This is a genomic window from Pseudomonas reactans (assembly GCF_013387025.1).
GTDB lineage: Bacteria > Pseudomonadota > Gammaproteobacteria > Pseudomonadales > Pseudomonadaceae > Aquipseudomonas > Aquipseudomonas reactans.
Genome location: NZ_JACAQP010000014.1, coordinates 174,189 through 197,561, shown reverse-complemented (window position 1 = coordinate 197,561; position 23,373 = coordinate 174,189). Strand labels below are relative to the sequence as shown.

At 61.1% G+C, this 23,373-nt stretch carries 20 protein-coding genes; 16 read left to right on the top strand and 4 right to left on the bottom strand.

What is annotated here, in order from left to right:
• Window positions 1-32: 32 nt before the first annotated feature.
• The gene (locus HX793_RS17665; protein WP_177094319.1) at window positions 33-977 is read right to left on the bottom strand and encodes a GlxA family transcriptional regulator; all 945 of its coding nucleotides are present in this window, start codon (window positions 975-977) and stop codon (window positions 33-35) included.
• 193 nt (window positions 978-1,170) lie between these two features.
• Between HX793_RS17665 and HX793_RS17660 the strand changes: the two genes are divergently transcribed.
• The 6 genes from HX793_RS17660 (at window position 1,171) to HX793_RS17635 (ending at window position 6,271) form a co-directional block, all read left to right on the top strand.
• Window positions 1,171-2,115 carry a choline ABC transporter substrate-binding protein gene (locus HX793_RS17660; RefSeq protein ID WP_177059237.1) on the top strand — a complete coding sequence of 315 codons (945 nt, stop codon included), beginning with the start codon at window positions 1,171-1,173 and terminating at the stop codon, window positions 2,113-2,115.
• Window positions 2,116-2,188: 73 nt separating this feature from the next.
• The gene (gene cdhC / locus HX793_RS17655) at window positions 2,189-3,076 is read left to right on the top strand and encodes a 3-dehydrocarnitine:acetyl-CoA trimethylamine transferase CdhC (protein WP_033898035.1); all 888 of its coding nucleotides are present in this window, start codon (window positions 2,189-2,191) and stop codon (window positions 3,074-3,076) included.
• Window positions 3,077-3,106: 30 nt separating this feature from the next.
• Window positions 3,107-4,072 carry an L-carnitine dehydrogenase gene (locus tag HX793_RS17650; protein WP_078050496.1) on the top strand — a complete coding sequence of 322 codons (966 nt, stop codon included), beginning with the start codon at window positions 3,107-3,109 and terminating at the stop codon, window positions 4,070-4,072.
• 12 nt (window positions 4,073-4,084) lie between these two features.
• Window positions 4,085-4,564, top strand: a complete 480-nt coding sequence (locus HX793_RS17645; RefSeq protein ID WP_177059235.1) for a thioesterase family protein — start codon at window positions 4,085-4,087, stop codon at window positions 4,562-4,564.
• Window positions 4,565-4,573: 9 nt separating this feature from the next.
• Entirely contained in the window at window positions 4,574-5,734 is a 1,161-nt protein-coding gene (locus tag HX793_RS17640) for a gamma-butyrobetaine dioxygenase (protein WP_177094317.1), read from the top strand.
• 273 nt (window positions 5,735-6,007) lie between these two features.
• Window positions 6,008-6,271, top strand: coding sequence for a hypothetical protein (locus HX793_RS17635; protein ID WP_028618238.1), 264 nt, complete (start codon window positions 6,008-6,010; stop codon window positions 6,269-6,271).
• Window positions 6,272-6,377: 106 nt separating this feature from the next.
• Here the strand turns inward: HX793_RS17635 and gbdR are convergent, their stop codons facing one another.
• Window positions 6,378-7,481: a choline metabolism transcriptional regulator GbdR gene (gbdR, locus tag HX793_RS17630; protein WP_005792167.1), complete on the bottom strand. Its 1,104-nt coding sequence runs from the start codon at window positions 7,479-7,481 to the stop codon at window positions 6,378-6,380.
• Between the two features lie 508 nt (window positions 7,482-7,989).
• Window positions 7,990-9,366: an L-serine ammonia-lyase gene (locus HX793_RS17625; RefSeq protein WP_016977782.1), complete on the bottom strand. Its 1,377-nt coding sequence runs from the start codon at window positions 9,364-9,366 to the stop codon at window positions 7,990-7,992.
• An 18-nt stretch (window positions 9,367-9,384) separates the two neighbouring features.
• Here HX793_RS17625 and HX793_RS17620 point away from each other — a divergent pair, with 18 nt between their 5' ends.
• The 4 genes from HX793_RS17620 to choV all read left to right on the top strand — a co-directional run bounded on the left by HX793_RS17620 (window position 9,385) and on the right by choV (window position 12,816).
• Window positions 9,385-9,585, top strand: a complete 201-nt coding sequence (locus HX793_RS17620; protein WP_157787148.1) for a hypothetical protein — start codon at window positions 9,385-9,387, stop codon at window positions 9,583-9,585.
• A 196-nt stretch (window positions 9,586-9,781) separates the two neighbouring features.
• Window positions 9,782-10,729: a choline ABC transporter substrate-binding protein gene (locus tag HX793_RS17615; RefSeq protein WP_177094315.1), complete on the top strand. Its 948-nt coding sequence runs from the start codon at window positions 9,782-9,784 to the stop codon at window positions 10,727-10,729.
• A 66-nt stretch (window positions 10,730-10,795) separates the two neighbouring features.
• Complete coding sequence (gene choW, locus HX793_RS17610; protein ID WP_010207125.1) at window positions 10,796-11,641, top strand: choline ABC transporter permease subunit; 846 nt, start codon at window positions 10,796-10,798, stop codon at window positions 11,639-11,641.
• Window positions 11,638-12,816 carry a choline ABC transporter ATP-binding protein gene (gene choV / locus HX793_RS17605; RefSeq protein WP_133075421.1) on the top strand — a complete coding sequence of 393 codons (1,179 nt, stop codon included), beginning with the start codon at window positions 11,638-11,640 and terminating at the stop codon, window positions 12,814-12,816. Before choW ends, choV begins: the two co-directional genes overlap by 4 nt.
• Before the next feature lie 169 nt (window positions 12,817-12,985).
• Here choV and HX793_RS17600 read toward each other — a convergent pair whose 3' ends face one another.
• The gene (locus HX793_RS17600; RefSeq protein WP_308936658.1) at window positions 12,986-14,920 is read right to left on the bottom strand and encodes a BCCT family transporter; all 1,935 of its coding nucleotides are present in this window, start codon (window positions 14,918-14,920) and stop codon (window positions 12,986-12,988) included.
• 379 nt (window positions 14,921-15,299) lie between these two features.
• Here HX793_RS17600 and betI point away from each other — a divergent pair, with 379 nt between their 5' ends.
• From betI to HX793_RS17570, 6 genes are all read left to right on the top strand, one after another.
• The gene (gene betI / locus HX793_RS17595; protein ID WP_016977777.1) at window positions 15,300-15,893 is read left to right on the top strand and encodes a transcriptional regulator BetI; all 594 of its coding nucleotides are present in this window, start codon (window positions 15,300-15,302) and stop codon (window positions 15,891-15,893) included.
• Window positions 15,894-16,003: 110 nt separating this feature from the next.
• Window positions 16,004-17,476 (top strand): betaine-aldehyde dehydrogenase, encoded by a 1,473-nt coding sequence (gene betB / locus HX793_RS17590; RefSeq protein WP_016977776.1) that lies wholly within the window; start codon window positions 16,004-16,006, stop codon window positions 17,474-17,476.
• A gap of 136 nt (window positions 17,477-17,612) precedes the next feature.
• Entirely contained in the window at window positions 17,613-19,316 is a 1,704-nt protein-coding gene (gene betA / locus HX793_RS17585; protein ID WP_177052718.1) for a choline dehydrogenase, read from the top strand.
• A 140-nt stretch (window positions 19,317-19,456) separates the two neighbouring features.
• Window positions 19,457-20,899 carry a TldD/PmbA family protein gene (locus HX793_RS17580; RefSeq protein WP_177094310.1) on the top strand — a complete coding sequence of 481 codons (1,443 nt, stop codon included), beginning with the start codon at window positions 19,457-19,459 and terminating at the stop codon, window positions 20,897-20,899.
• Entirely contained in the window at window positions 20,899-22,215 is a 1,317-nt protein-coding gene (locus HX793_RS17575) for a TldD/PmbA family protein (protein WP_177094308.1), read from the top strand. Before HX793_RS17580 ends, HX793_RS17575 begins: the two co-directional genes overlap by 1 nt.
• A 287-nt stretch (window positions 22,216-22,502) precedes the next feature.
• Entirely contained in the window at window positions 22,503-23,351 is an 849-nt protein-coding gene (locus tag HX793_RS17570) for an alpha/beta fold hydrolase (protein ID WP_095013820.1), read from the top strand.
• Window positions 23,352-23,373: the final 22 nt, after the last annotated feature.

Below are 23,373 nucleotides of genomic sequence, written 5' to 3'. Positions count from 1 at the left end.
TAGTCGCAAGTATAATTGACTATAATTGGCCGTCAAACAACCTCTCGTCGCCGATCCTCCCGTGGACACTTGGCAAACCGTGCCCGATAACTGCGGGTGAAATACGACGGCGACTCAAACCCGCAGGCAATACTCACTTCCAGCACACTCATGTCGCTTTGACGTAAGAGCTGCCGGGCTTTTTCCAAGCGCAGGCCGAGGTAGAAGTTACTGGGGGTGTCGTTCAGGTGCAGACGGAACAGTCGCTCCAGTTGGCGACGTGTCACTTTGATCGCCTCGGCCAGGGCCAATGTGCTCAGGGGCGGCTCAGTGTGCTGCTCCATCTCGCCGATCACCTGCACCAACTTCTTGTTGTTGATGCCGTAGCGTGTGGCGATCTGCATGCGCTGGTGGTCTTTGCGTGGGCGGATGCGGCCGAGCACGAATTGTTCGGAGACCTGGATCGCCAGTTCGGGGCCGTGGGCCTGGGCGATCAGGTCGAGCATCAGGTCGATGGACGCTGTGCCGCCAGCGCAGGTGATGCGACGACGGTCGATCTCGAACAGCTCCTGGGTCACGGTGAGCTGTGGATAAGATTCCTTGAAGGCGTCGATGGCTTCCCAGTGCAGGGTCAGGCGGTGGCCGTCGAGCAGGCCGGCTTCGGCGAGGACGCAGGCACCGGTGTCGATGGCGCCGAGGGTCACGCCATCGTGGTCAAGACGGCGCAACCAGTGTTCGAGTGCGGGCGTGGCGAACTGCAGCGGCTCAAAGCCCGCGACCACCAGCAAAGTCGCGCCTTTTTTCAGCGGCTCCAGCGCGGCGTCGGCGTTGACCGACATGCCATTGCTCGCCAGCACCGCGCCGCCATCGGCACTCAACACATGCCAGTGGTACAGCTCGCCACGAAAGCGATTGGCCACCCGCAGCGGTTCCAGCGCGGAGATAAAGCCGATGGCCGAGAAGCCCGGCATCAGCAGAAAGTAGAAATCCTGGGACATGGTGGCGCTCTCGTCGGACGGGCAGCGTGGCACTGTGATACTCCCGTTCTCGGGTGGATTCAAGGGGGCAGGTCGCTGCAGTGCAAGAGCTGGTCGCCGCCGTGCGTTTTGTCGCCCCCAAAGCTACGTAACTTGGCTCCACGGTGCACAAAGACACCGGCCCCCACAATAACGACCTGCCGAGGGATCCACCATGAACCGACTGATCAGCCGCTGTGTGCTTGCACTCAGCGCCAGCGCCATCTTGAGCACGAACGTACTGGCTGCCGACGCGGCATCTTGCCAGAACGTGCGCATGGGCGTGGTGAACTGGACCGACGTAATCGCCACCAGCGCCATGACCCAAGTGTTGCTCGACGGCCTCGGCTACAAGACCAAACAGACCAGCGCCTCCCAGCAAATCATCTTCGCCGGCATCCGCGACCAGCGCTTGGACTTGTTCCTGGGGTACTGGAACCCGCTGATGACCCAGACCATCACACCGTTCGTCGACGCCAAGCAAGTCAAAGTCCTCGACAAGCCCAGCCTGGAAGACGCGCGCGCCACCCTCGCCGTGCCGACTTACCTGGCGGACAAGGGCCTGAAAACCTTCGCCGACATCGCCAAGTTCGAAAAAGAACTGGGCGGCAAGATCTACGGCATCGAGCCAGGCTCGGGCGCCAACACCCAAATCAAGGCGATGATTACCAAGAACCAGTTCGGCCTGGGCAAGTTCCAGCTGGTGGAATCCAGTGAAGCCGGCATGCTCGCCGCCGTCGACCGGGCGGTGCGCCGCAAGGAAGCCGTGGTGTTCTTCGGCTGGGCGCCGCACCCGATGAACGTCAACGTCGCCATGACCTACCTCACCGGCAGCGACGACGCCCTGGGCCCGAACGAAGGCATGGCCACCGTGTGGAGCGTCACCGCGCCGAACTACGCCGAGCAGTGCCCCAACGTGCACAAACTGCTGACCAACCTGACCTTCACCGCCGCCGACGAGAGCCGGATGATGCAGCCGTTGCTGGATCACAAGGACGCCATCGAGTCCGCCAAGCAGTGGCTCAAGGATCACCCGCAAGACCAGGCGCGCTGGCTGGAAGGTGTGACTACCTTCGACGGCAAGCCGGCCGCGGCCAACCTGCAACTGACCAGCAAATAACCTTTTCTGAACCACCGTTTCGCAGCTCAACCGGGCTGCGAACGGCACCACCACGCCTGTAAGGAACCGCCAAATGAACCACGACGTCATCATCACCTGCGCACTCACCGGTGCTGGCGACACGACCAGCCGCAGCCCACACGTGCCGGTCACCCCCAAACAAATCGCCGCCGCCGCCGTGGAAGCTGCCAAGGCCGGCGCCACCGTTGTGCACTGCCATGTGCGCGACCCTGAAACCGGCAAGTTCAGCCGCGACGTCGCCCTGTACCGCGAAGTGATGGAGCGCATCCGTGAGGCTGACATCGACATCATCGTCAACCTCACCGCCGGCATGGGCGGCGACCTGGAGATCGGTGGCGGCGAGAACCCGATGGAGTTCGGCCCCAACACCGACCTGGTCGGCCCGTTGACCCGCCTGGCTCACGTCGAAGAGTTGCTGCCGGAAATCTGCACCCTGGACTGCGGCACGCTGAACTTTGGCGATGGCGACACTATTTACGTCTCCACCCCGGCGCAACTGCGGGCCGGCGCCAAGCGCATCCAGGAACTGGGCGTGAAGCCTGAGCTGGAAATCTTCGACACCGGTCACCTGTGGTTCGCCAAGCAGATGATCAAGGAAGGCCTGCTCGACAACCCACTGTTCCAACTGTGCCTGGGCATCCCATGGGGCGCACCGGCAGACACCACCACCATGAAAGCCATGGTCGACAACCTGCCCGCCGACGCCGTGTGGGCCGGCTTCGGCATCGGCCGCATGCAAATGCCGATGGCGGCGCAAGCGGTGCTGCTGGGCGGCAACGTGCGGGTCGGCCTGGAAGACAACCTGTGGCTGGACAAAGGCGTACTCGCCACCAACGGCCAGTTGGTGGAGCGCGCCAGTGAAATTCTCAGCCGCCTGGGTGCACGGGTCATGACCCCGGCCGAGGGCCGAATCAAGATGGGTTTGACCAAGCGCGGTTGATTGCAGCCACCACTATTTTAGGAATTTGCCATGAGCTTTATCACCGAAATCAAAACCTTCGCCGCCTTGGGCAGCGGTGTCATCGGCAGCGGCTGGGTATCCCGCGCCTTGGCCCATGGCCTGGATGTCGTCGCCTGGGACCCGGCGCCCGGTGCCGAAGCCGCACTGCGCAAACGCGTCGCCAACGCCTGGGGCGCTCTGGAAAAACAAGGCCTGGCGCCGGGGGCGTCCCAGGATCGCCTGCGCTTTGTCGCCACCATTGAAGAATGCGTGAAAGACGCCGACTTCATCCAGGAAAGCGCCCCGGAACGCCTGGAACTGAAACTCGACCTGCACAGCAAGATCAGCGCCGCGGCCAAACCGAATGCGTTGATTGGCTCGAGCACGTCCGGCCTGTTGCCGAGCGAGTTCTACGAGGGTTCGACCCACCCTGAGCGCTGCGTGGTCGGCCACCCGTTCAACCCGGTTTACCTGCTGCCGCTGGTGGAAGTGGTCGGCGGCAAGAACACCGCGCCGGAAGCCGTTCAAGCCGCGATCAAGGTGTATGAATCCCTCGGCATGCGCCCCCTGCACGTGCGCAAGGAGGTCCCAGGCTTTATCGCCGACCGCCTGCTCGAGGCGCTGTGGCGTGAGGCCCTGCACCTGGTCAATGACGGCGTCGCCACCACCGGCGAAATCGACGACGCGATCCGCTTTGGCGCGGGCTTGCGCTGGTCGTTCATGGGTACCTTCTTGACCTACACCCTGGCCGGCGGCGACGCCGGCATGCGCCACTTCATGGCGCAGTTCGGCCCGGCGCTGCAATTGCCATGGACCTACCTGCCGGCGCCGGAGCTGACCGACAAGCTGATCGACGATGTAGTCGACGGCACCAGCGATCAACTGGGCAAACACAGCATTTCGGCGCTGGAGCGCTATCGTGATGATTGCCTGCTGGCGGTGCTGGAAGCGGTGAAAACCACCAAGGCCAAGCACGGCATGACCTTCGCCGAATAACGGAACCCTGACATGCCCGCACTCACCACCTACACCACCCAGGTCCACCCCGACTGGGTGGACTACAACGGCCACCTGCGCGATGCGTTCTACCTGCTGATCTTCAGCTACGCCACCGACGCGCTGATGGACACCCTCGGCCTGGACAGTGAAAACCGCGAAGCCAGCGGCCATTCGCTGTTCACCCTGGAACTGCACCTCAACTACCTGCACGAAGTGAAACTGGGTGCCGACGTGGAGGTGCATACCCAACTGATCGCCTTTGATGCCAAGCGCCTGCACCTCTATCACAGCCTGCATCTAGTGGGAGATGAAAAGGAACTGGCGGGCAACGAGCAGATGCTGCTGCACGTTGATCTGGCCGGCCCGAATTCGGCACCGTTCACCGAGGCCACGCTGGAAAAACTCACGGCGATCAGTGCGGAACAGGCCCACCTGCCGCGCCCCGCCCTGCTCGGCCGAGTGATTGGACTGCCCCCCAAAAAGCAATAAGGAGCCACCATGCAAACCGCCGCCGCTGTCGCCGATTTCCGTACCTACCCGAAGATCTGCGACATCGCGGACGTGCGGGTGCTAGACGATCAAACCCTCGTGCATTGGGCCGATGGGCGGGTCAGCCCGTTTCATCATCAGTGGCTGCGGGACAACTGCCCCTGTGCAGAATGCGTGTACAGCGTGACCCGCGAACAAGTGCTGGAGATTGTCGACGTAGACGCCAATCTCAGGGCGGCCTCGGCCCGTCTTGATCAAGGTAATCTGTGGGTGGAATGGAGCGGCGGCCACCGCAGCCAGTACGATCCCGGCTGGCTGCGGGCTCATGCCTATGACGACGAGTCCCGTGCCGAACGCCGTGCGGCAAAGCCCCATTCGCAGCTGTGGGACAGTCGCTTCCAACTGCCGGTGTTTGACTACTCGGCGGTCATGGAGGACCCGAACACGCTGTTGCAATGGCTGCTGGCGCTGCGCGATGGCGGCCTGACGCAAATCTGCGGCGTTCCTACCGAGCCCGGCTCACTGGCATTGGTCGCCAAGCGCATTGCCTTCATCCGCGAGAGCAACTTCGGCGTGCTGTTCAATGTGCAATCCAAGGCCGACGCCGACAGCAATGCCTACACCGCTTTCAACCTGCCCTTGCACACCGATCTGCCCACGCGGGAGCTGCAACCGGGCCTGCAATTCCTGCATTGCCTGGTGAACGATGCCAGCGGCGGCGAGAGCATTTTTGTCGACGGATTTGCCATCGCCAATACCCTGCGTACTGAAGATCCCGAAGCGTTCCAGGCGCTGTGTGAAATCCCGGTGGAGTTCCGCAACAAGGACCGTCACAGCGACTATCGCCGGCTGGCGCCGATCATTGCACTGGATACGTTGGGGGATGTGGCGGAGATTCGCATGGCCAACTTTTTGCGCGGGCCTTTCGAGACCAGCGTTGCACAGATGCCGCTGCTGTATCGCGCGTATCGACATTTTATCGCCATGACGCGGGAAGATCGCTTTCGTGTGGTCAAGCGCCTGAATCCGGGGGAGCTGTGGTGCTTCGACAACCGCCGCACCTTGCATGCACGTAATGCCTTTGACCCCACTTCAGGGGCGCGGCACTTCCAGGGTTGCTACATCGATCGGGATGAGTTGCTCTCGCGCATTTTGGTGTTGCAACGGTAGACCGTGGCGCGCCCTTCGCGCTCCCACAAAAAAGCCCCGGTCCAGCCGTGACTGGATCGGGGCAGAGTGCCTTGTGTGAGCGTTACATCCTGAGGGTGACCAAACCTTCAAGCTGAGTGCTTGAGTTCAGTGTGCCCATTAATGCGTTCGGTAAATGGCCCGAAAACGACATGCTCATAGCCATCTGAGGCATTCGTGCAATCTGCCCTTGCCGCCCCCTCGGGCGGCTACCAGAATCGAGGTCAAACCCCGTTCCCTTCAAGGATAAACGTCATGATGCACGCGGATTTGATTGACCAGGATGACCTGCTGGGCCAGCTGCGCTCACTGGGATTTGAAGTGTCCAGCGGCGCCACCGCCGAGCAGGCCTGCGAGTGCGCCGTGCGCGGTTTGAGCCCGGCGCGAGCCAAGGCGCTCAAGGGCATGGTTGAGCAGATGTACACCGGCAGTGCGACGATCCTGCCGGCGGTGCGGCAGGCGATCGACAAGCAGTTGTTGCCGGCGTTGGTGCAATTCAAGCAGAACTCTGGCGCCTGACGCACCGCATTCGCGAGCAAGCCCGCTCCCACATTTGACCGAGTTCCAACGTTGAAATGCAGTCAAATGTGGGAGCGGGCTTGCTCGCGAATGCAGACAACTCGGTCTAGAGCCTTACGCTCGCGAAGGTTGATTCATTACGCGCCTGACTCAACGCCGACATCGGTCCCGACAACGGTGACAACACCAGCGCCTGCGGAATCGGCATCATCGCCACTTGCTGGGTGGTGTTGGAACCCACGCGCTCATCCCGTGGCGGAATGCCGAAGTATTCGCGGTAGCACTTGGAGAAGTGCGGCGTGGAGACAAACCCGCACACCGACGCCACTTCGATGATCGACATCGGCGTTTGCTTGAGCAACTGCCGTGCACGGATCAGGCGCAGCTTGAGGTAGTAACGCGACGGCGAACAATGCAGGTATTTCTGGAACAGGCGCTCCAGTTGGCGACGGGACACGGCGACGTACACCGCCAGTTCGTCCAGGTCGATGGGCTCTTCCAGGTTGGCCTCCATCAGCGCGACGATTTCCTGCAGCTTCGGCTGGTTGGTGCCAAGCATGTGCTTGAGCGGCACACGCTGGTGATCCTGTTCATTGCGGATGCGTTCGTACACGAACATCTCGGAGATGGCGGCCGACAGTTCACGGCCGTGATCGCGGCTGATCAGGTGCAGCATCATGTCCAGTGGCGCGGTGCCGCCGGAGCTGGTGAAACGGTTGCGGTCGAGGGTGAACAGGCGTGTACTCATGGCCACGCGGGGGAAGGCTTCCTGCATCGAGGCCAGGCATTCCCAGTGCACGCTGCAATCAAACCCATCGAGCAAACCGGCGCAGGCCAGGGCCCAACTGCCGGTGCACACCGCGCCGAGGCGACGGGACTGACGCGCCTGGCTTTGCAGCCACGACACATGCTCACGGGTAACGGTGCGCTGGATGCCCACGCCGCCGCACACGATCACGGTGTCCAGGGCTGGGGCTTTGTGCATGGAAGCATCGGGGGTGATTTGCAGACCGTCGCTGGCCCACACCTGGTTTCCGTCGACGCTCAAGGTCGTCCAGCGATACAGCTCGCGGCCGGAGAGCTGGTTGGCCATGCGCAGGGGTTCGACTGCGGAGGCCAGGGAAATCAGCGTGAAATTGTCCAGCAGCAAAAAGCCGATGGATTGAGGCGCACGGTTCTGGGGTTGGGCCCCGGAGTTGAACGACGTCATCGCGGTATCTCCTCACACAAAGCGGGTGATGGCCTCAGGCGAGGCTCTTGTTATTGCGCTCTTCATCCAGCGAGGAGAGAGGCTTTGAATTGATAGAGCAAATGCCATGCCTAAAATTGAATGGCCATCCAATAACTCCTAAAAACGACCTGATGACGCGTCTAGATAAGCCCGTGCCGCGAGTGCGGATATAGCCGGAATCAGCCGTAGGAACGAGTCTGCCCACGGGGCGTGAGCAGATCGGTAGCACTTGTGGGAAGGCGCTTTGCGGGCGTGGGAGAAGTCTGTCACCCAAAGCGCGGGTGACAGGTGGTCGGGCGGGAAATCGTTCGGTAGCTACTTATCTGTTTGCGACGCGCCAAAAGGTGGCGTGCTCGTCGGGTGATGTTCAATGTAGGAGCGAGCTTGCTCGCGAAGGTGGTTAACGATAACGCGGGCATTCTGGAGGGACGCGGCGCTCTCGGGTTCTTCGCGAGCAAGCTCGCTCCTACAGAAGGATGGGGTCAGCTCAACATTCGACGGCGCTGACCGCCAACCCACCCCGCGATGTCTCTTTGTATTTGTCGTGCATATCCGCCCCGGTATCGCGCATGGTGCGGATCACCCGGTCCAGGGAGATAAAGTGCTGGCCGTCACCGCGCAGCGCCATTTGCGCGGCGTTGATCGCCTTCACTGCCGCAATCGCATTGCGCTCGATGCACGGCACTTGCACCAGTCCGCCTACAGGGTCGCACGTGAGACCAAGGTTATGTTCCAGGCCGATCTCGGCGGCGTTGCACAGTTGCTCCGGCGTAGCACCGAGGATCTCGGCCAAGCCGGCAGCGGCCATGGCGCAGGCCGAACCCACTTCGCCCTGGCAACCGACTTCGGCACCGGAGATCGAGGCGTTCTTCTTGCACAGGATGCCCACCGCCGCCGCACCCAGCAGGTAGTCGACCACGTTGGCTTCGGTGACTTCCTCGCTGAACTTCATGAAGTAGTGCAACACCGCCGGGATGATCCCCGCCGCGCCGTTGGTGGGTGCGGTGACCATGCGCCCACCGGCGGCGTTTTCCTCGTTGACTGCCAGGGCGAACAGGTTGACCCACTCCATGGCACTCAAGGTCGAGCCGATCACATTGGGCTTGTTCAGTTCCTGCAGGCTGCGGTGCAACTTGGCGGCGCGACGGCGCACGTTCAGGCCGCCAGGCAGGATGCCTTCGTGCTTGAGGCCTTGCTCCACGCAATCTTGCATGGCGCGCCAGAGTTTCATCAGGCCGCTGCGGATTTCTTCTTCGGAGCGCCAGACCTTCTCGTTGGCCATCATCAACTCGGCCACGCGCAGGTTGTGAGTCTTGCACAGCTGCAACAGCTCCACCGCGCTGGAAAAATCGTAAGGCAATTCGGTGCGGTCCATATCGGCCACGCCGCTCTGCGCCTGGGCTTCATCCACCACGAAACCGCCGCCCACCGAATAGTAGGTGTCGCGGTGCAATTCACCGCTGTCGCCGAACACCACCAGTGTCATGGCGTTGGGGTGGAACGGCAGGTTCTCGTCGAGCAGGCGCATGTCCCGCGCCCAGATGAAAGGCACCGGCAGGCGCCCGTCCAGCAGCAATGTGTCGGTCTCGCGCAGGGTGTGGATGCGCAGTCCGATTTGCGACGGATCGATCGCATCCGGCCACTCGCCCATCAGGCCCATGATGGTCGCAGTGTCGCTGCCGTGGCCGATGCCGGTGGCGGACAAGGAGCCGTAGAGCTGAACTTCGACGCGCCGCACTTGTTCCAACAGTTCTCGTTCACGCAAGCCTTGAACGAACAACGCCGCGGCGCGCATGGGGCCGACGGTGTGAGAACTCGAAGGCCCGATGCCGATCTTGAACAGGTCGAAAACACTGATAGCCATTGCCGTGGAACTCCGCAGGTGAGCAAACCGGGCACCAAGGAGCTGCTACGCTCAAATCGCCCAGATGGCGGCATCATCAAGCTTTTGCTGACCGCCACGGCGTCTCACACCGACGTAACCATGCTCACCAGCGTCGCTTGCGTACGATCACCTGTTTTGGCCGTTTTTAGCGGTGCAGATGGGCAAAAACTGCAGTTTTGCCTTTGGAAAAATCTGTAAGCGACGTCACCGACACTGGATACGACCATCCCTGTACTGGATACGACGCCCCCTGTAGGCGTCAGATTTTCACTGGTACATGATCAGTCTCGACTCGTTTGCAAGGCACCGTGCCAGAGCTGTTGTCGCACGCACCAACCGCAACACTTATAAAGCGCGGCGAATGCCGCCAGAAAAAACACAGGAGTCTACCCAGATGAAAGGTTCACCCCAGTTGTTGTTGGCCGCCATGCTGAGTCTGCCAGTCCTGGCACACGCTGCAGAACCGGAACAGTGCAAGACCGTCAACTTCTCCGATGTCGGCTGGACCGACATCACCGTCACCACCGCGACCACCAGCGAAATCCTCAAGGGCCTGGGCTACAAGCCGCGCACCACGATGATTTCGGTACCCGTGACCTACAAGTCACTGGCCGACGGCAAGAACATGGACATCTTCCTCGGCAACTGGATGCCGACCATGGAAAACGACATCAAGCAGTACCGTGATGCCGGCACCGTGGAAACCGTGCGCGCCAACCTGGAAAACGCCAAGTACACCCTGGCCGTCCCGGAAGCGCTGTACAACAAAGGCCTCAAGGACTTCGCCGACATCGCCAAATTCAAGGATGAGCTGGGCGGCAAGATCTACGGCATCGAGCCGGGCAACGACGGCAACCGCACCATCCAGACGCTGATCGACAAAGACGCCTTCGGCCTGAAAACCGCCGGTTTCAAAGTCGTCGAATCCAGCGAAGCCGGCATGCTCTCCCAGGTCGAACGCGCCTCCAAGCGTGACCAGGCCATCGTGTTCCTCGGCTGGGAACCGCACCCGATGAACACCCGCTTCAAGATGAAGTACCTGACCGGCGGTGACGACTCGTTCGGCCCCAACTACGGCCAGGCCACCATCTACACCAACACCCGCAAGGGCTACACCCAGGAATGCAGCAACGTGGGCCAGTTGCTGAAAAACCTGGTGTTCACCCTGAACATGGAAAGCACCCTGATGGGTAAAGTCCTCGACGACAAACAAAAGCCTGACGCCGCCGCCAAGGCCTGGCTGAAAGCCAACCCGCAAGTCCTCGACACCTGGCTCGCCGGTGTCACCACCGTAGATGGCAAACCAGGACTCGACGCCGTTAAAGCCTACCTCGCCAAGTAATGTTGTCCCCGGGGCGGTGCGCTGCCCCGGGATGTTTTCCCTCTTCGCATGTGGACATTCACTACCATGCTGACTGAACAGAAAATCCCACTAGGCCAGTACATCGCTGCCTTCGTCGAATGGTTGACCCAACACGGCGCCAACTATTTCGACGCAATCGCATCGACACTGGAAACGATGATCCACGGCGTGACGTTCGCGCTGACCTGGTTCAATCCGCTGGCATTGATCGGTCTGATTGCGCTGCTGGCTCACTTTATCCAACGTAAATGGGGACTGACTGTTTTTGTCATCGCCTCCTTCCTGCTGATCCTCAACCTGGGGTACTGGCAGGAAACCATGGAGACCCTGGCGCAAGTGCTGTTCGCCACCCTGGTCTGCGTGGTCATCGGTGTGCCGCTGGGCATTGTTGCCGCGCACAAACCGATGTTCTACACCATGATGCGGCCGGTGCTCGATCTGATGCAGACCGTACCGACCTTCGTCTACCTCATCCCTACCCTGACCCTCTTCGGGCTGGGTGTGGTGCCTGGGCTGATTTCCACGGTGGTGTTCGCGATTGCCGCGCCGATCCGCCTGACCTACCTGGGTATCCGAGATGTACCGCAAGAGTTGATGGACGCCGGCAAGGCCTTTGGCTGCTCGCGCCGTCAGTTGCTCTCGCGCATTGAACTGCCCCACGCCATGCCGAGCATTGCCGCCGGCATTACCCAATGCATCATGCTGTCGTTGTCGATGGTGGTGATCGCGGCCCTGGTGGGCGCCGATGGCCTCGGCAAACCCGTGGTCAACGCGCTGAACACCGCCGACATCGCCCTGGGCTTTGAAGCCGGTCTGGCGATCGTGCTACTAGCCATCATGCTCGACCGCATTTGCAAACAACCCGACGCTAAAGTAGGGGGTGATGCATGAGCATTATCCGATTCGACAATGTCGACGTGATCTTCTCCAAAGACCCACGCGAAGCGCTCAAGCTGCTGGACCAGGGCATGAGCCGTAACGAAATCCTGAAAAAGACCGGGCAGATTGTCGGCGTTGAAAAAGCCAGCCTGGATATCGAGAAAGGCGAGATCTGCGTGCTGATGGGCCTGTCGGGCTCCGGCAAATCCAGCTTGCTGCGCTGCATCAATGGCCTCAACACCGTCAGCCGTGGGCAACTGTTCGTGGAGCATGAAGGTCGCCAGATCGACATCGCCTCCTGCACGCCGGCCGAGCTGAAAATGATGCGCACCAAACGCATCGCCATGGTGTTCCAGAAGTTTGCCCTGATGCCATGGCTGACAGTGCGCGAAAACATCAGCTTCGGCCTGGAAATGCAGGGCCGCCCGGAGAAAGACCGACGCAAGCTGGTGGACGAAAAGCTCGAACTGGTAGGCCTGACCCAATGGCGCAACAAGAAGCCGGACGAACTCTCCGGCGGCATGCAGCAGCGCGTCGGCCTCGCCCGCGCGTTGGCGATGGACGCCGACATCCTGCTGATGGACGAACCCTTCTCCGCCCTCGACCCGCTGATCCGCCAAGGCCTGCAGGACGAGTTGCTGGAACTGCAACGCAAGCTGAGCAAGACCATCGTGTTCGTGAGCCACGACCTCGACGAGGCGCTCAAACTGGGCAGCCGCATCGCAATCATGAAAGACGGCAAGATCATCCAGTACAGCGTGCCGGAAGAGATCGTGCTGAACCCGGCGGACGACTATGTGCGTACCTTCGTCGCGCATACCAACCCGCTGAACGTGTTGTGCGGCCGCAGCCTGATGCGCACCCTGGACAACTGCAAGCGCGTCAACGGTTCGGTGTGCCTGGACCCGGGCGGCGACTCGTGGCTGGACCTGGCCGAAGGCAACACCATCAAGGGCGCCCGCCAGAATGGCGCGGTGATGAATTTGCAGAACTGGGCACCGGGGCAAGCGGTGGAAGGTTTGGGCCGAGTGCCGACGCTGGTGGATTCGAATATCGGCATGCGCGACGCGTTGCAGATTCGTTATCACACCGGGAACAAGCTGGTGTTGCATGACAACAACCAGGTGGTGGGGATTCTCGGAGACAGCGAGTTGTACCACGCCCTGCTGGGCAAGAACCTGGGCTAGACCAACCCCAAAACCCTTAATGAAGAAACTGGGTCAATGTGGGAGCTGGCTTGCCTGCGATAGCTGTAGTGAATTCACCAAAGCTATCGCAGGCAAGCCAGCTCCCACAGTTGACCGCATTGCAGTCTTGAGAAGGCGGCGCCAGTGAAGGCGCCGCTCGCTTCAACTATCAGCTATAGACACGGCCAAGGAGCTGCCGATGGCTTTCAAACTGATCGAGCACGTCCCGGGTGATCTGTTCCTGGGCGAAGCCCATCAGGTCGTATTCCTGAGGTCCGTTGTGCAGGTAGACCTCGGCGCGGTAGTAACGCGTGCGCTCTTCCTCGGGCAGGTCGCTCGGTGCCGACGAGTAAGCATCCAGGCTCACTTCGTAGACAAACGGGTTGCCCTCTTCCATCTCGATGCGCACACCGATGCAGCGCTTGGATTTACCCAGCAGTGTCTGCACCTCCAGCCCCTGTTCACGCAAGGCCGTCGCCGCTTCTTCCAACGCTGGGGTGACGTGCTTGTCCATAAAACGCTGCACAGTGCCTTGGCTCGGTTGCAGGTCCAGCGCGGTCAAACGCTCGCTGAAACCACGGCGGCCACGCTCGGCCAGTTGCGCCTGCTCCTGTTCGATGGCCACGTCCTGGCGCATCGCCTTGTGCAAGCCGAACATAAAGAAGATCAACACCACCGAGAACGGCAGCCCCGCCAGCACCACCATGGTCTGCATGGCTTCGAAGTTGCCGGCAAACAGCAGGCCGATGGTCACCAGGGTGATCACCACCGACCAGAAGATGCGCAGCCAGTGCGGCGCGTCTTCATCCACGTTGCCGCCTTTGCACGACAGGTTGGCCATCATCACCGCGCCGGAATCCGCCGGGGTCAGGAACAGCACGAAGCCCACGAAGATCGACACACCGATGACGACTTTCGACGCCGGGTAATGCTCAAGCAACTGGTAGATCGCCATGGACGGCTGTTCCAGTGCGGTCTTGCCCAACTCCACCGCACCGTGGTTCAGCACCAGGTCCAAGGCCGAGTTACCGAAGATCGACAACCACGCCAGGGTGAAACCCAGCGGGATCAGCAGCACGCCAGCCACCAGTTCACGCACGGTACGACCACGGGAAATACGCGCGATGAACATGCCCACGAATGGCGCCCAGGAAATCCACCAGGCCCAGTAGAACAGGGTCCACAGGCCCATCCAGCGCTCGGTCTTGTCGGCGTCGCCTTCGTACACGTAGAGGTCGAAGGTTTTCAGGATGATGCCGTTGAGGTAGTCACCGGTGTTCTGCACCAAGCCATTGAGCAAGTGCAAGGTCGGGCCGAACAGCAGCACGAAGATCAGCAGGCCGCTGAACAACACGATGTTGAGGTTGGACAGGCGACGAATGCCATTCTCCACACCCGACACGGCGGCGATGGTCGCCACGGTGCTCATCACGATGATCACGATCAGCAGGTTGGTGTTGCTGTGTTCCATGCCGAACAGGTTTTCCAACCCGGACGACACCTGCATCGAACCAATCCCCAGGTTCGTCACCAGGCCCAGCAGGGTCACGAACATGCCGAACCCGTCCACCGCGTGGCCGGCCGCGCCTTTCACCCAACGCTCGCCCACCAGCGGGTACAGCGCCGAACGCAAGGCCAGCGGCTGGTTATGGCGATACGCGAAGTACGCCACGGCCAGGCCGACCAGGGCATAGATCGCCCAGCCGTGCAGGCCCCAGTGCAGGAAGGTCAATTGCAGCGCCTGGCGTGCTGCGCCATTGCTGGCGGCGGCGCCTTCGGGCGGGTTGAAGTAGTGGTCCAGCGGCTCGGAAGCGCCGAAGTACAGCAGCGAAATGCCGATACCCGACGAGAACAACATGCCGGCCCAGGCGCCGTAGCTGAAGTCCGGGGTGTCGTCCTTGCTGCCCAGTTTCAATTTGCCGTAGGAGGAAAATGCCAAGCCGACCACAAACACCAGGTAGGCGGCGATGACCACCATGTAGTACCAGCCGAAGCTTTTCGACAGCCACGCCTGGGCGACACCGAGCATGCGCCCGGCCTCCTGCGGGGCGATGATCAGGATGGCAGTCAACAACAGAATCAACGCGGTGGAGGTGTAGAACACCCAACCGTTGACCCGCACCTTTTCCGGCGGGGTCTTTATAAGAGAGGCAGAACTCATGGCGCAGATGCTCCGGGCAGTGCGAGAGAGAAACACAAGGCAACGGTTATCCCGGGACATCGATTTTTCGGCAGTCGACGGACGGGTGTTATAAAGACACCCCTTAAATCCCTGCACCCCGTGAGCGCAGTGCCCAGGGACGTTTCAGGGGTTTAACCAGGTGCCAGATGTCGTGCCTACATGTAGGAAATACCTGTAGGACGCGACCATTTGTCGCAGATCTTATTCTTTGTTGATTGAACGTTCAATCAAAACAAAATAGACTGGCCCTCAAGCCGACGGACGTTGATCGCCCATCGGCAGGCCTAAGGAGAGGTGCTACATGCCCAAGGTCGGTATGCAACCCATACGCCGCCAGCAGTTGATCGAAGCCACGTTGACGGCCATCGATCAGGTCGGAATGGGAGATGCCAGCATTGCGCTGATCGCCCGTTTGGCCGGCGTTTCGAACGGCATCATCAGTCACTACTTTCAGGACAAGAACGGCCTGATCGCCGCGACGATGCGGTACTTGATGAATGCGCTGATCGAGAACGTCCACGAACGCAGGCGTGCCCTGAAGGATGACAGCCCACGGGCGCACCTCCAGGTGATCATCGAAGGCAACTTCGACGCCAGCCAGGTCAACGGCCCGGCAATGAAAACCTGGTTGGCCTTCTGGGCCACCAGCATGCATCACCCGTCATTGCACAGGTTGCAGCGGATCAACGATCAACGTCTGTATTCCAACCTGTGCTGCCAGTTTCGCCGAGTGCTGCCGCTGCCGCGCGCGCGCAAAGCAGCCCGAGGCCTGGCGGCCCTGATCGACGGTTTGTGGTTGCGCGGCGCCCTGTCGGGAGACGCTTTCGACACGGAGCAGGCGCAACGGATCGCTTACGAATACATGGATTTCCAATTGGCCAAGCAGGTGAGTTAGAGCACACATAACCGCTCAACCCCTGAACTGCTGTCGCTCAGTGTTGCCACACCCTTATGGCCCACTGTTCGGCGGTTAACGCCAACCACTTATGCACTTGCGAGGACTTTATGGCCCGTTTCGACCTGCAAAAACTCTACATTGACGGCGGCTACAGCGACGCTGGCAGCGATGCCACCTTCGAAGCCATCAACCCGGCTAACGGTGAAGTTCTCGCCCAAGTGCAACGCGCGACTAAAGAAGACGTTGAACGTGCCGTGGTCAGCGCCGAAAAAGGCCAGAAAATCTGGGCCGCCATGACCGCCATGGAGCGTTCGCGCATCCTGCGTCGTGCCGTCGACATCCTGCGCGAGCGCAACGACGAGCTGGCCGCCCTGGAAACCCTGGACACCGGTAAATCCTTCTCCGAAACCAAGTACGTCGACATCGTTACCGGCGCTGACGTGCTGGAATACTACGCAGGCCTGGTGCCAGCCATCGAAGGCGAGCAGATCCCACTGCGCGACACTTCGTTCGTCTACACCCGCCGCGAACCGCTGGGTGTAGTCGCCGGTATCGGCGCGTGGAACTACCCGATCCAGATCGCCCTGTGGAAATCCGCACCGGCCCTGGCCGCCGGTAACGCAATGATCTTCAAACCGAGCGAAGTCACTTCGCTGACCACCCTGAAACTGGCCGAGATCTACACCGAAGCCGGCGTTCCGGCGGGCGTGTTCAACGTACTGACCGGCAGCGGCCGTGAAGTCGGCACCTGGCTGACCGAACACCCGCGCATCGAGAAAGTCTCGTTCACCGGCGGCACCGACACCGGCAAAAAAGTCATGGCCAGCGCTTCCAGCTCTTCGCTCAAAGACGTGACCATGGAACTGGGCGGCAAGTCCCCGCTGATCATCTTCGACGACGCCGACCTCGACCGCGCCGCCGACACCGCGATGATGGCCAACTTCTACAGCTCCGGCCAGGTCTGCACCAACGGCACCCGCGTATTCGTGCCCAAGCACCTGCAAGCGGCGTTCGAAGCCAAGATCGTTGAGCGTGTCGCGCGCATTCGCGTTGGCAACCCGGAAGACGAAAACACCAACTTCGGTCCGCTGGTCAGCTTTGCCCACATGGAAAGCGTGTTGGGCTACATCGCCAAGGGCAAAGAGCAAGGCGCCCGCCTGCTGTGCGGCGGCGACCGCCTGACCGACGGCGACTTCGCCAAAGGCGCCTTCGTGGCCCCGACCGTGTTCACCGATTGCACCGACGACATGGTCATCGTGCGTGAAGAAATCTTCGGCCCAGTGATGAGCATCCTCACCTACGAAACCGAAGAAGAAGTGATCCGCCGCGCCAACGACACCGACTTCGGCCTGGCCGCAGGTCTTGTGACCAAGGACCTGAACCGCGCCCACCGCGTGATTCATCAGCTGGAAGCGGGTATCTGCTGGATCAACGCCTGGGGCGAATCCGACGCGAAGATGCCGGTCGGCGGCTACAAGCAATCCGGTGTGGGTCGTGAGAACGGCATCAGCTCGCTGAACAACTTCACCCGCATCAAATCGGTACAGGTTGAGCTGGGCGACTACGCCTCGGTGTTCTAAGACCCGAGCCTCGTATTGCCTGTGAGTGCCCTATCGCAGGCAAGCCAGCTCCCACAGTTGGAATGCGTTCCCCTGTGGGAGCCGGGCTTGCCCGCGATGAGGCCCGACCTGACTATCTCAAAAGAGGGTGCATCCAATGTCCCAAGAATACGATTACATCATTGTGGGTGCCGGCTCCGCCGGTAACACCCTGGCGACCCGTCTGACCGAAGACGAAGGCGTCACCGTCCTGCTGCTGGAAGCCGGTGGCCCCGACTACCGCTTCGACTTCCGCACACAAATGCCTGCGGCACTGGCCTTCCCACTGCAAGGCCGCCGCTACAACTGGGCCTACGAGACCGATCCAGAGCCACACATGGACGGCCGTCGTATGGAGTGCGGTCGCGGCAAGGGCCTGGGTGGTTCTTCGCTGATCAACGGCATGTGCTACATCCGTGGCAACGCCATGGACTACGACAACTGGGCGAAATTGCCTGGCCTGGAAAACTGGACTTACCTGGACTGCCTGCCGTATTTCCGTAAAGCCGAAACCCGCGACATCGGCCCGAACGATTGGCACGGCGGCGATGGCCCGGTCAGCGTGACCACGCCGAAAGCCGGCAATAACCCACTGTTCCACGCCATGGTTGAAGCCGGCGTACAGGCCGGTTACCCGCGCACCGTTGACTTGAACGGCTACCAGCAAGAAGGCTTCGGCCCGATGGACCGTACCGTCACGCCTAAAGGCCGTCGCGCCAGCACCGCGCGTGGTTACCTGGACACGGCCAAGAAGCGTTCGACCCTGACCATCGTCACTCACGCCCTCACCGACAAAGTCTTGTTCGAAGGCAAGCGTGCCGTGGGCGTGCGTTACCTGATCGGCGCCGCCGAAGAGCGCGTTGAAGCTCGCGCCCGTAAAGAAGTACTGGTGTGCAGCGGCGCAATCGCTTCGCCGCAACTGCTGCAACGCTCCGGCGTGGGCCCGGCCAAACTGCTGGAAAGCCTCGACATCCCGGTGGTCCACGACCTGCCAGGCGTCGGCGAAAACCTGCAGGACCACCTTGAGCTGTACCTGCAATACGCGTGCACTCAGCCCGTGTCGCTGTACCCGTCGCTGCTCTGGTACAACCAGCCGGCCATCGGCGCCGAATGGCTGTTCAACGGCACCGGTATCGGCGCCAGCAACCAGTTCGAAGCGGGCGGTTTCATCCGTACCCGTGAAGAATTCGAATGGCCGAACATCCAGTACCACTTCCTGCCGGTGGCGATTAACTACAACGGCAGCAACGGTGTGAAAGAGCACGGTTTCCAGGCGCACATGGGGTCCATGCGTTCGCCGAGCCGTGGTCGCATCCAGCTGAAGTCGAAGAACCCACGGGACTACCCGAGCATCCTCTTCAACTACATGGCCACCGAGCAGGACTGGCAGGAATTCCGCGACGGCATCCGCCTGACCCGTGAAATCATGCAGCAGCCGGCACTGGACCAGTACCGTGGCCGCGAGATCAGCCCGGGCATCGACGTGCAAACCGATGAGCAACTGGACAAGTTCATCCGCGAACACGCCGAGACTGCGTTCCACCCGTCCTGCTCGTGCAAGATGGGCACCGACGAGATGGCGGTCGTGGACGGCGAAGGCCGCGTGCATGGCATGCAGGGCCTGCGCGTTGTGGATGCGTCGATCATGCCGATCATCACCACCGGTAACCTGAACGCGCCGACGATCATGATCGCCGAGAAAATCGCCGACAAGATCCGTGGCCGCCAGCCACTGCCGCGCAGCACCGCCGACTACTACGTAGCAGGCGATGCGCCGGTGCGTGGCAAGCCGATGCGTGAAGTGGGGCCTTCGGCGCAATAACCCCGCGCATGGACCTGTAGGAGCGAGCTTGCTCGCGAAGATCCCGAGAACGCCGTGTTAAATCAGACACGCTGCGTTATCGTTAACCTTCTTCGCGAGCAAGCTCGCTCCTACATTTTTAAATGCGAGGGCCTAGCCCTATGTTTGAACAACATGCCACGCTGAAAAAACACTTTGCAGCCCTGCGCACCTGCGCCGAATTCTTCTCCCTGCGCTACGTCCGCGAATCCGGCCAATACCTGGCCGTACGCAAGAACGTCGCCGAACCACCGCACCTGAACCACGATGAAGGCGCCATGCTCACCGTGCGTCTCAACGGTGTGGAAGCCTACGCGGCAACCAACGATATTTCCCTGCCCGGCCTGCAAGCCGCCCTTGAGCGCGCCGAACAGCAAGCCCGGTTGATCAAGCCCCACGCCCTGCTCGACCTGCGCGACCAGCATGTCTCCAGCGATGTGGCGGACTATTTATCCCCTGAACTCAACCAAGCCTTCCCGTCCCTGAGCGACTGCTACCAACTGCTGGGCGACGAATCCGCCGCTGTGCCCAAGGACGAGCGCCTGGTGAGTTGGGAAGTCAGCCTCGGCCTCACCCACGTCGAGCAGATCTATCTCAACAACGCCGGCGCCGAGCTGCGCCAGGCCCAGCGCTTCGTGTTCCCCGGCGTCAACGTGACCGCTTACGACGGCAACGACAGCCAGAGCCGCACCCTGGGCGGCAGCAACTTCGGCCAGCAAGGTGGCTTTGATGTGATCAGCCGCTTCGGCCTGGTCGGCGCAGCGCCACGCATTACCGACGAAGCCCTGCAACTGCTGCTCGCGCCTAACACCCCCAACGGCCCCCGCGACCTGTTGCTGATGCCTGACCAGATGATCCTGCAGATCCACGAATCCATCGGTCACCCGTTGGAGCTGGATCGCATCCTGGGTGACGAGCGCAATTACGCCGGTACCAGTTTTGTGAAGGCCAGCGACTTCGGCCATCTGCACTATGGCTCCAAGTTGCTCAACGTGACGTTCGACCCGGATATCCCGGAACAACTCGCCAGCTACAGCCATGACGACGACGGCACGCCCGCGAGCAAGCAGTTCCTGATCCGCGAAGGGTTGCTGCTCAAACCGCTGGGCGGTGCGCTGTCGCAATTCCGTTCGGGTATGAGTGGCGTGGCCAATAGCCGGGCCAGCAGTTGGAACCGTGCGCCCATCGACCGCATGGCCAACCTGAACATTGAGGCGGGCGACAAGAGCCTGGCGCAACTGATCGGCGGTATCGAAAACGGTGTGCTGATGTCGACCAACCGTTCATGGTCCATCGACGATGCGCGCAACAAATTCCAGTTCGGCTGCGAATGGGGCCAATTGATCGAGAACGGCGAGTTGAAAGGTGTGGTGAAGAACCCCAACTACCGCGCCATTTCTGCCAACTTCTGGCGCAACCTCAGCGCGGTCGGTGACGCCAGCACCTTCAAGGTCCTGGGCACACCGAACTGTGGCAAGGGCGAACCCAACCAGGTGATCCGCGTCGGTCATGCCTCGCCAGCCTGCGTATTCAGTGATGTCGACGTATTTGGGGGAGACGCCTGATGAACAACTTCAAGGCATTGGTGGACTGGCTCAAGCACGCCATCACCGACAACGAACAATTCCACCTCGGCTATGCGGATGAAGCGTCCGAATTCGTGCGCTTCAATCACGCCAAGGTACGCCAGGCGGGCCAGGTGCAACAGGCCAGCCTCAACCTGAAACTGATCAACAATGGCCGCCACGCCGACCTCGGCATCACCCTTGCCGGCGAGCCCGAGCTGGACCGCCAGCGTTTGGCCGATGGCCTGCAACAGTTGCGCGAAACCTTGCCGCTGCTGCCACAAGACCCGTACCTACTGCTGAACCACAACGCCTGGCAAAGCAACAACGAACAAACCCGCCCGCTGCCGGAACTGGCCCAGGTATTGGAAGACATCAGCCGGGCCGCCCAAGGCGTGGACCTGGTCGGCTTTTATGCGGCCGGCCCCATCAGCCGGGGCTTTGCCAGTTCATCGGGCGCCTTCGGCTGGCACCAGGCCAATAGCTTCAACTTCGATTTCAGCCTGTTTCACGCCAATGGCGAAGCGGTGAAGGCCAGCTACGCCGGGCACACCTGGGACAGCGCCGAGTTTGCCGCGCGCTTCCAGCAGGCCCGCGAGCAGCTTGAATTCCTCGGCCGGCCACTGCACAAGTTAGCCCCTGGGCAATACCGCGCCTACCTCGCCCCGGCGGCGATTGAAGAGATCATCAGCATCATCACTTGGGGCGGGTTTTCCGCCCAGGCCATCGCCAGCAAGGGCAGTTCGCTGCAAAAGCTGTACGCCGGTGAACAGTCCCTGAGCCCACTGGTGACGGTAGCGGAACAGATCAGTGGCTCCCTGAGCCAGGCGTTTTCCACCGAAGGTTACCCGCGCGGCGACGTCACGCTGATCAAGGCGGGGAAAGCCGACGGCCAATTGATCAACTCGCGCAGCGCAGCCGAATACGGCTTGAGCACCAACGGCGCAAGCAGCGATGAATCGCCCAGCGCGTTGCAGATGGCCGCTGGCAGCCTGGCCCAGGCCGATATCCTCAAGCAATTGGGCACCGGGTTGTACATCAGCAACCTGTGGTACCTGAACTATTCGGACCTGCCGGCGGCACGCCTGACCGGCATGACGCGCTTCGCCACTTTCTGGGTGGAAGACGGCGAGATCAAGGCGCCGGTCAGCACCATGCGTTTTGATGACAGCGTCTACAACCTGCTCGGCGCGCAGCTGGAAGCGCTGACCGCCGATCGGGAACTGCTGCTGTCGGCCAGCACCTACAGCCAGCGCAACACCGCCTCCAACCTGTTGCCGGGAGCGTTGGTCAACCGCCTGACCTTAACCCTGTAAATACAAAACCCTTGTGGGAGCGGGCTTGCTCGCGAAGGCGGCGTATCAGTCAACTTATCCGGTGGCTGGCGCTCCGCCTTCGCGAGCAAGCCCGCTCCCACACTGTCTTGCGGTTACTTCCGACACCTCGACTCAATCCTTCCTACCGTCAAATCCCACCTCACGCTTGCTCCAGCGTGCTCAGTTGTCGCGCTTAAAAAACCTCGCTATAAGGGTTAATGGCATCCCGCCACCCCTCACCCACGAGAGCACGACCTTGCCCGGGAAGGGCAAGCTGGAGCGTTGACATGAACCATGGAAGTTTTGTCATTGAAAAGCTGTTCAAGCACTACAACGTTCATGTTGAGCAGCTAGGAAACGATTCTGGAAAAAAGACCGTCTTGATGGTCAATGGCGCGCTGTCCACCACGCGCTCCTTCGCCCGCACCAGCAAATGCCTGGCCGAGCATTTCAATGTGGTGCTGTTCGATCTGCCGTTCTCCGGCTATTCACGCGAACACAACACTGAGCTGGACCTGGTGACCAAGGACGACGAGGTGCAGATGCTGCGCGCCCTGGTCGAGCGCTTCCAGGTCAACCACCTGGTGTCAGCCTCCTGGGGCGGCATCTCGACGTTGCTGACCCTGGCGCACAACCCACCCTCCATCGAAAGCTCAGTGGTGATGGCCCTCGCGCCCAACCTCAACCAAGCCATGCTCGATTATGTGGAACGCGTACGTGTATTGATCGAAGCCGACGACAAGTCCGCCGTCGGCCACTTGCTCAATGAAACCGTGGGCAAATACCTGTCACCCCGGCTCAAGCGCAACAACCACCGGCACCTGTCAACCATGGCCACCACCGAATACCGCCAGGCGCGTTTTCATATCCACCAAGTGTTGGCCTTGGGCGATGGCAACTACCTGCCGGCACTGCGTCAGATCGAAACGCCGGTGCACTTCCTCAACGGTGCCCTCGACGAATACACCCCCGCTGCCGAGGCCCAGTTGTTCAAGCAATACGTGGGGCGCAGCAGTTTCGCTGTGGCCGAACATACTGGCCACTTGCTCGACCTTGAATCCAACGAAGCCGCCGTGGCGGTGCACCGTGAACTGCTGGATTTCCTGGTGGGAAAACGCGCGACGAATGGCGCATAATCGCCAACACATAGCCTGCTAA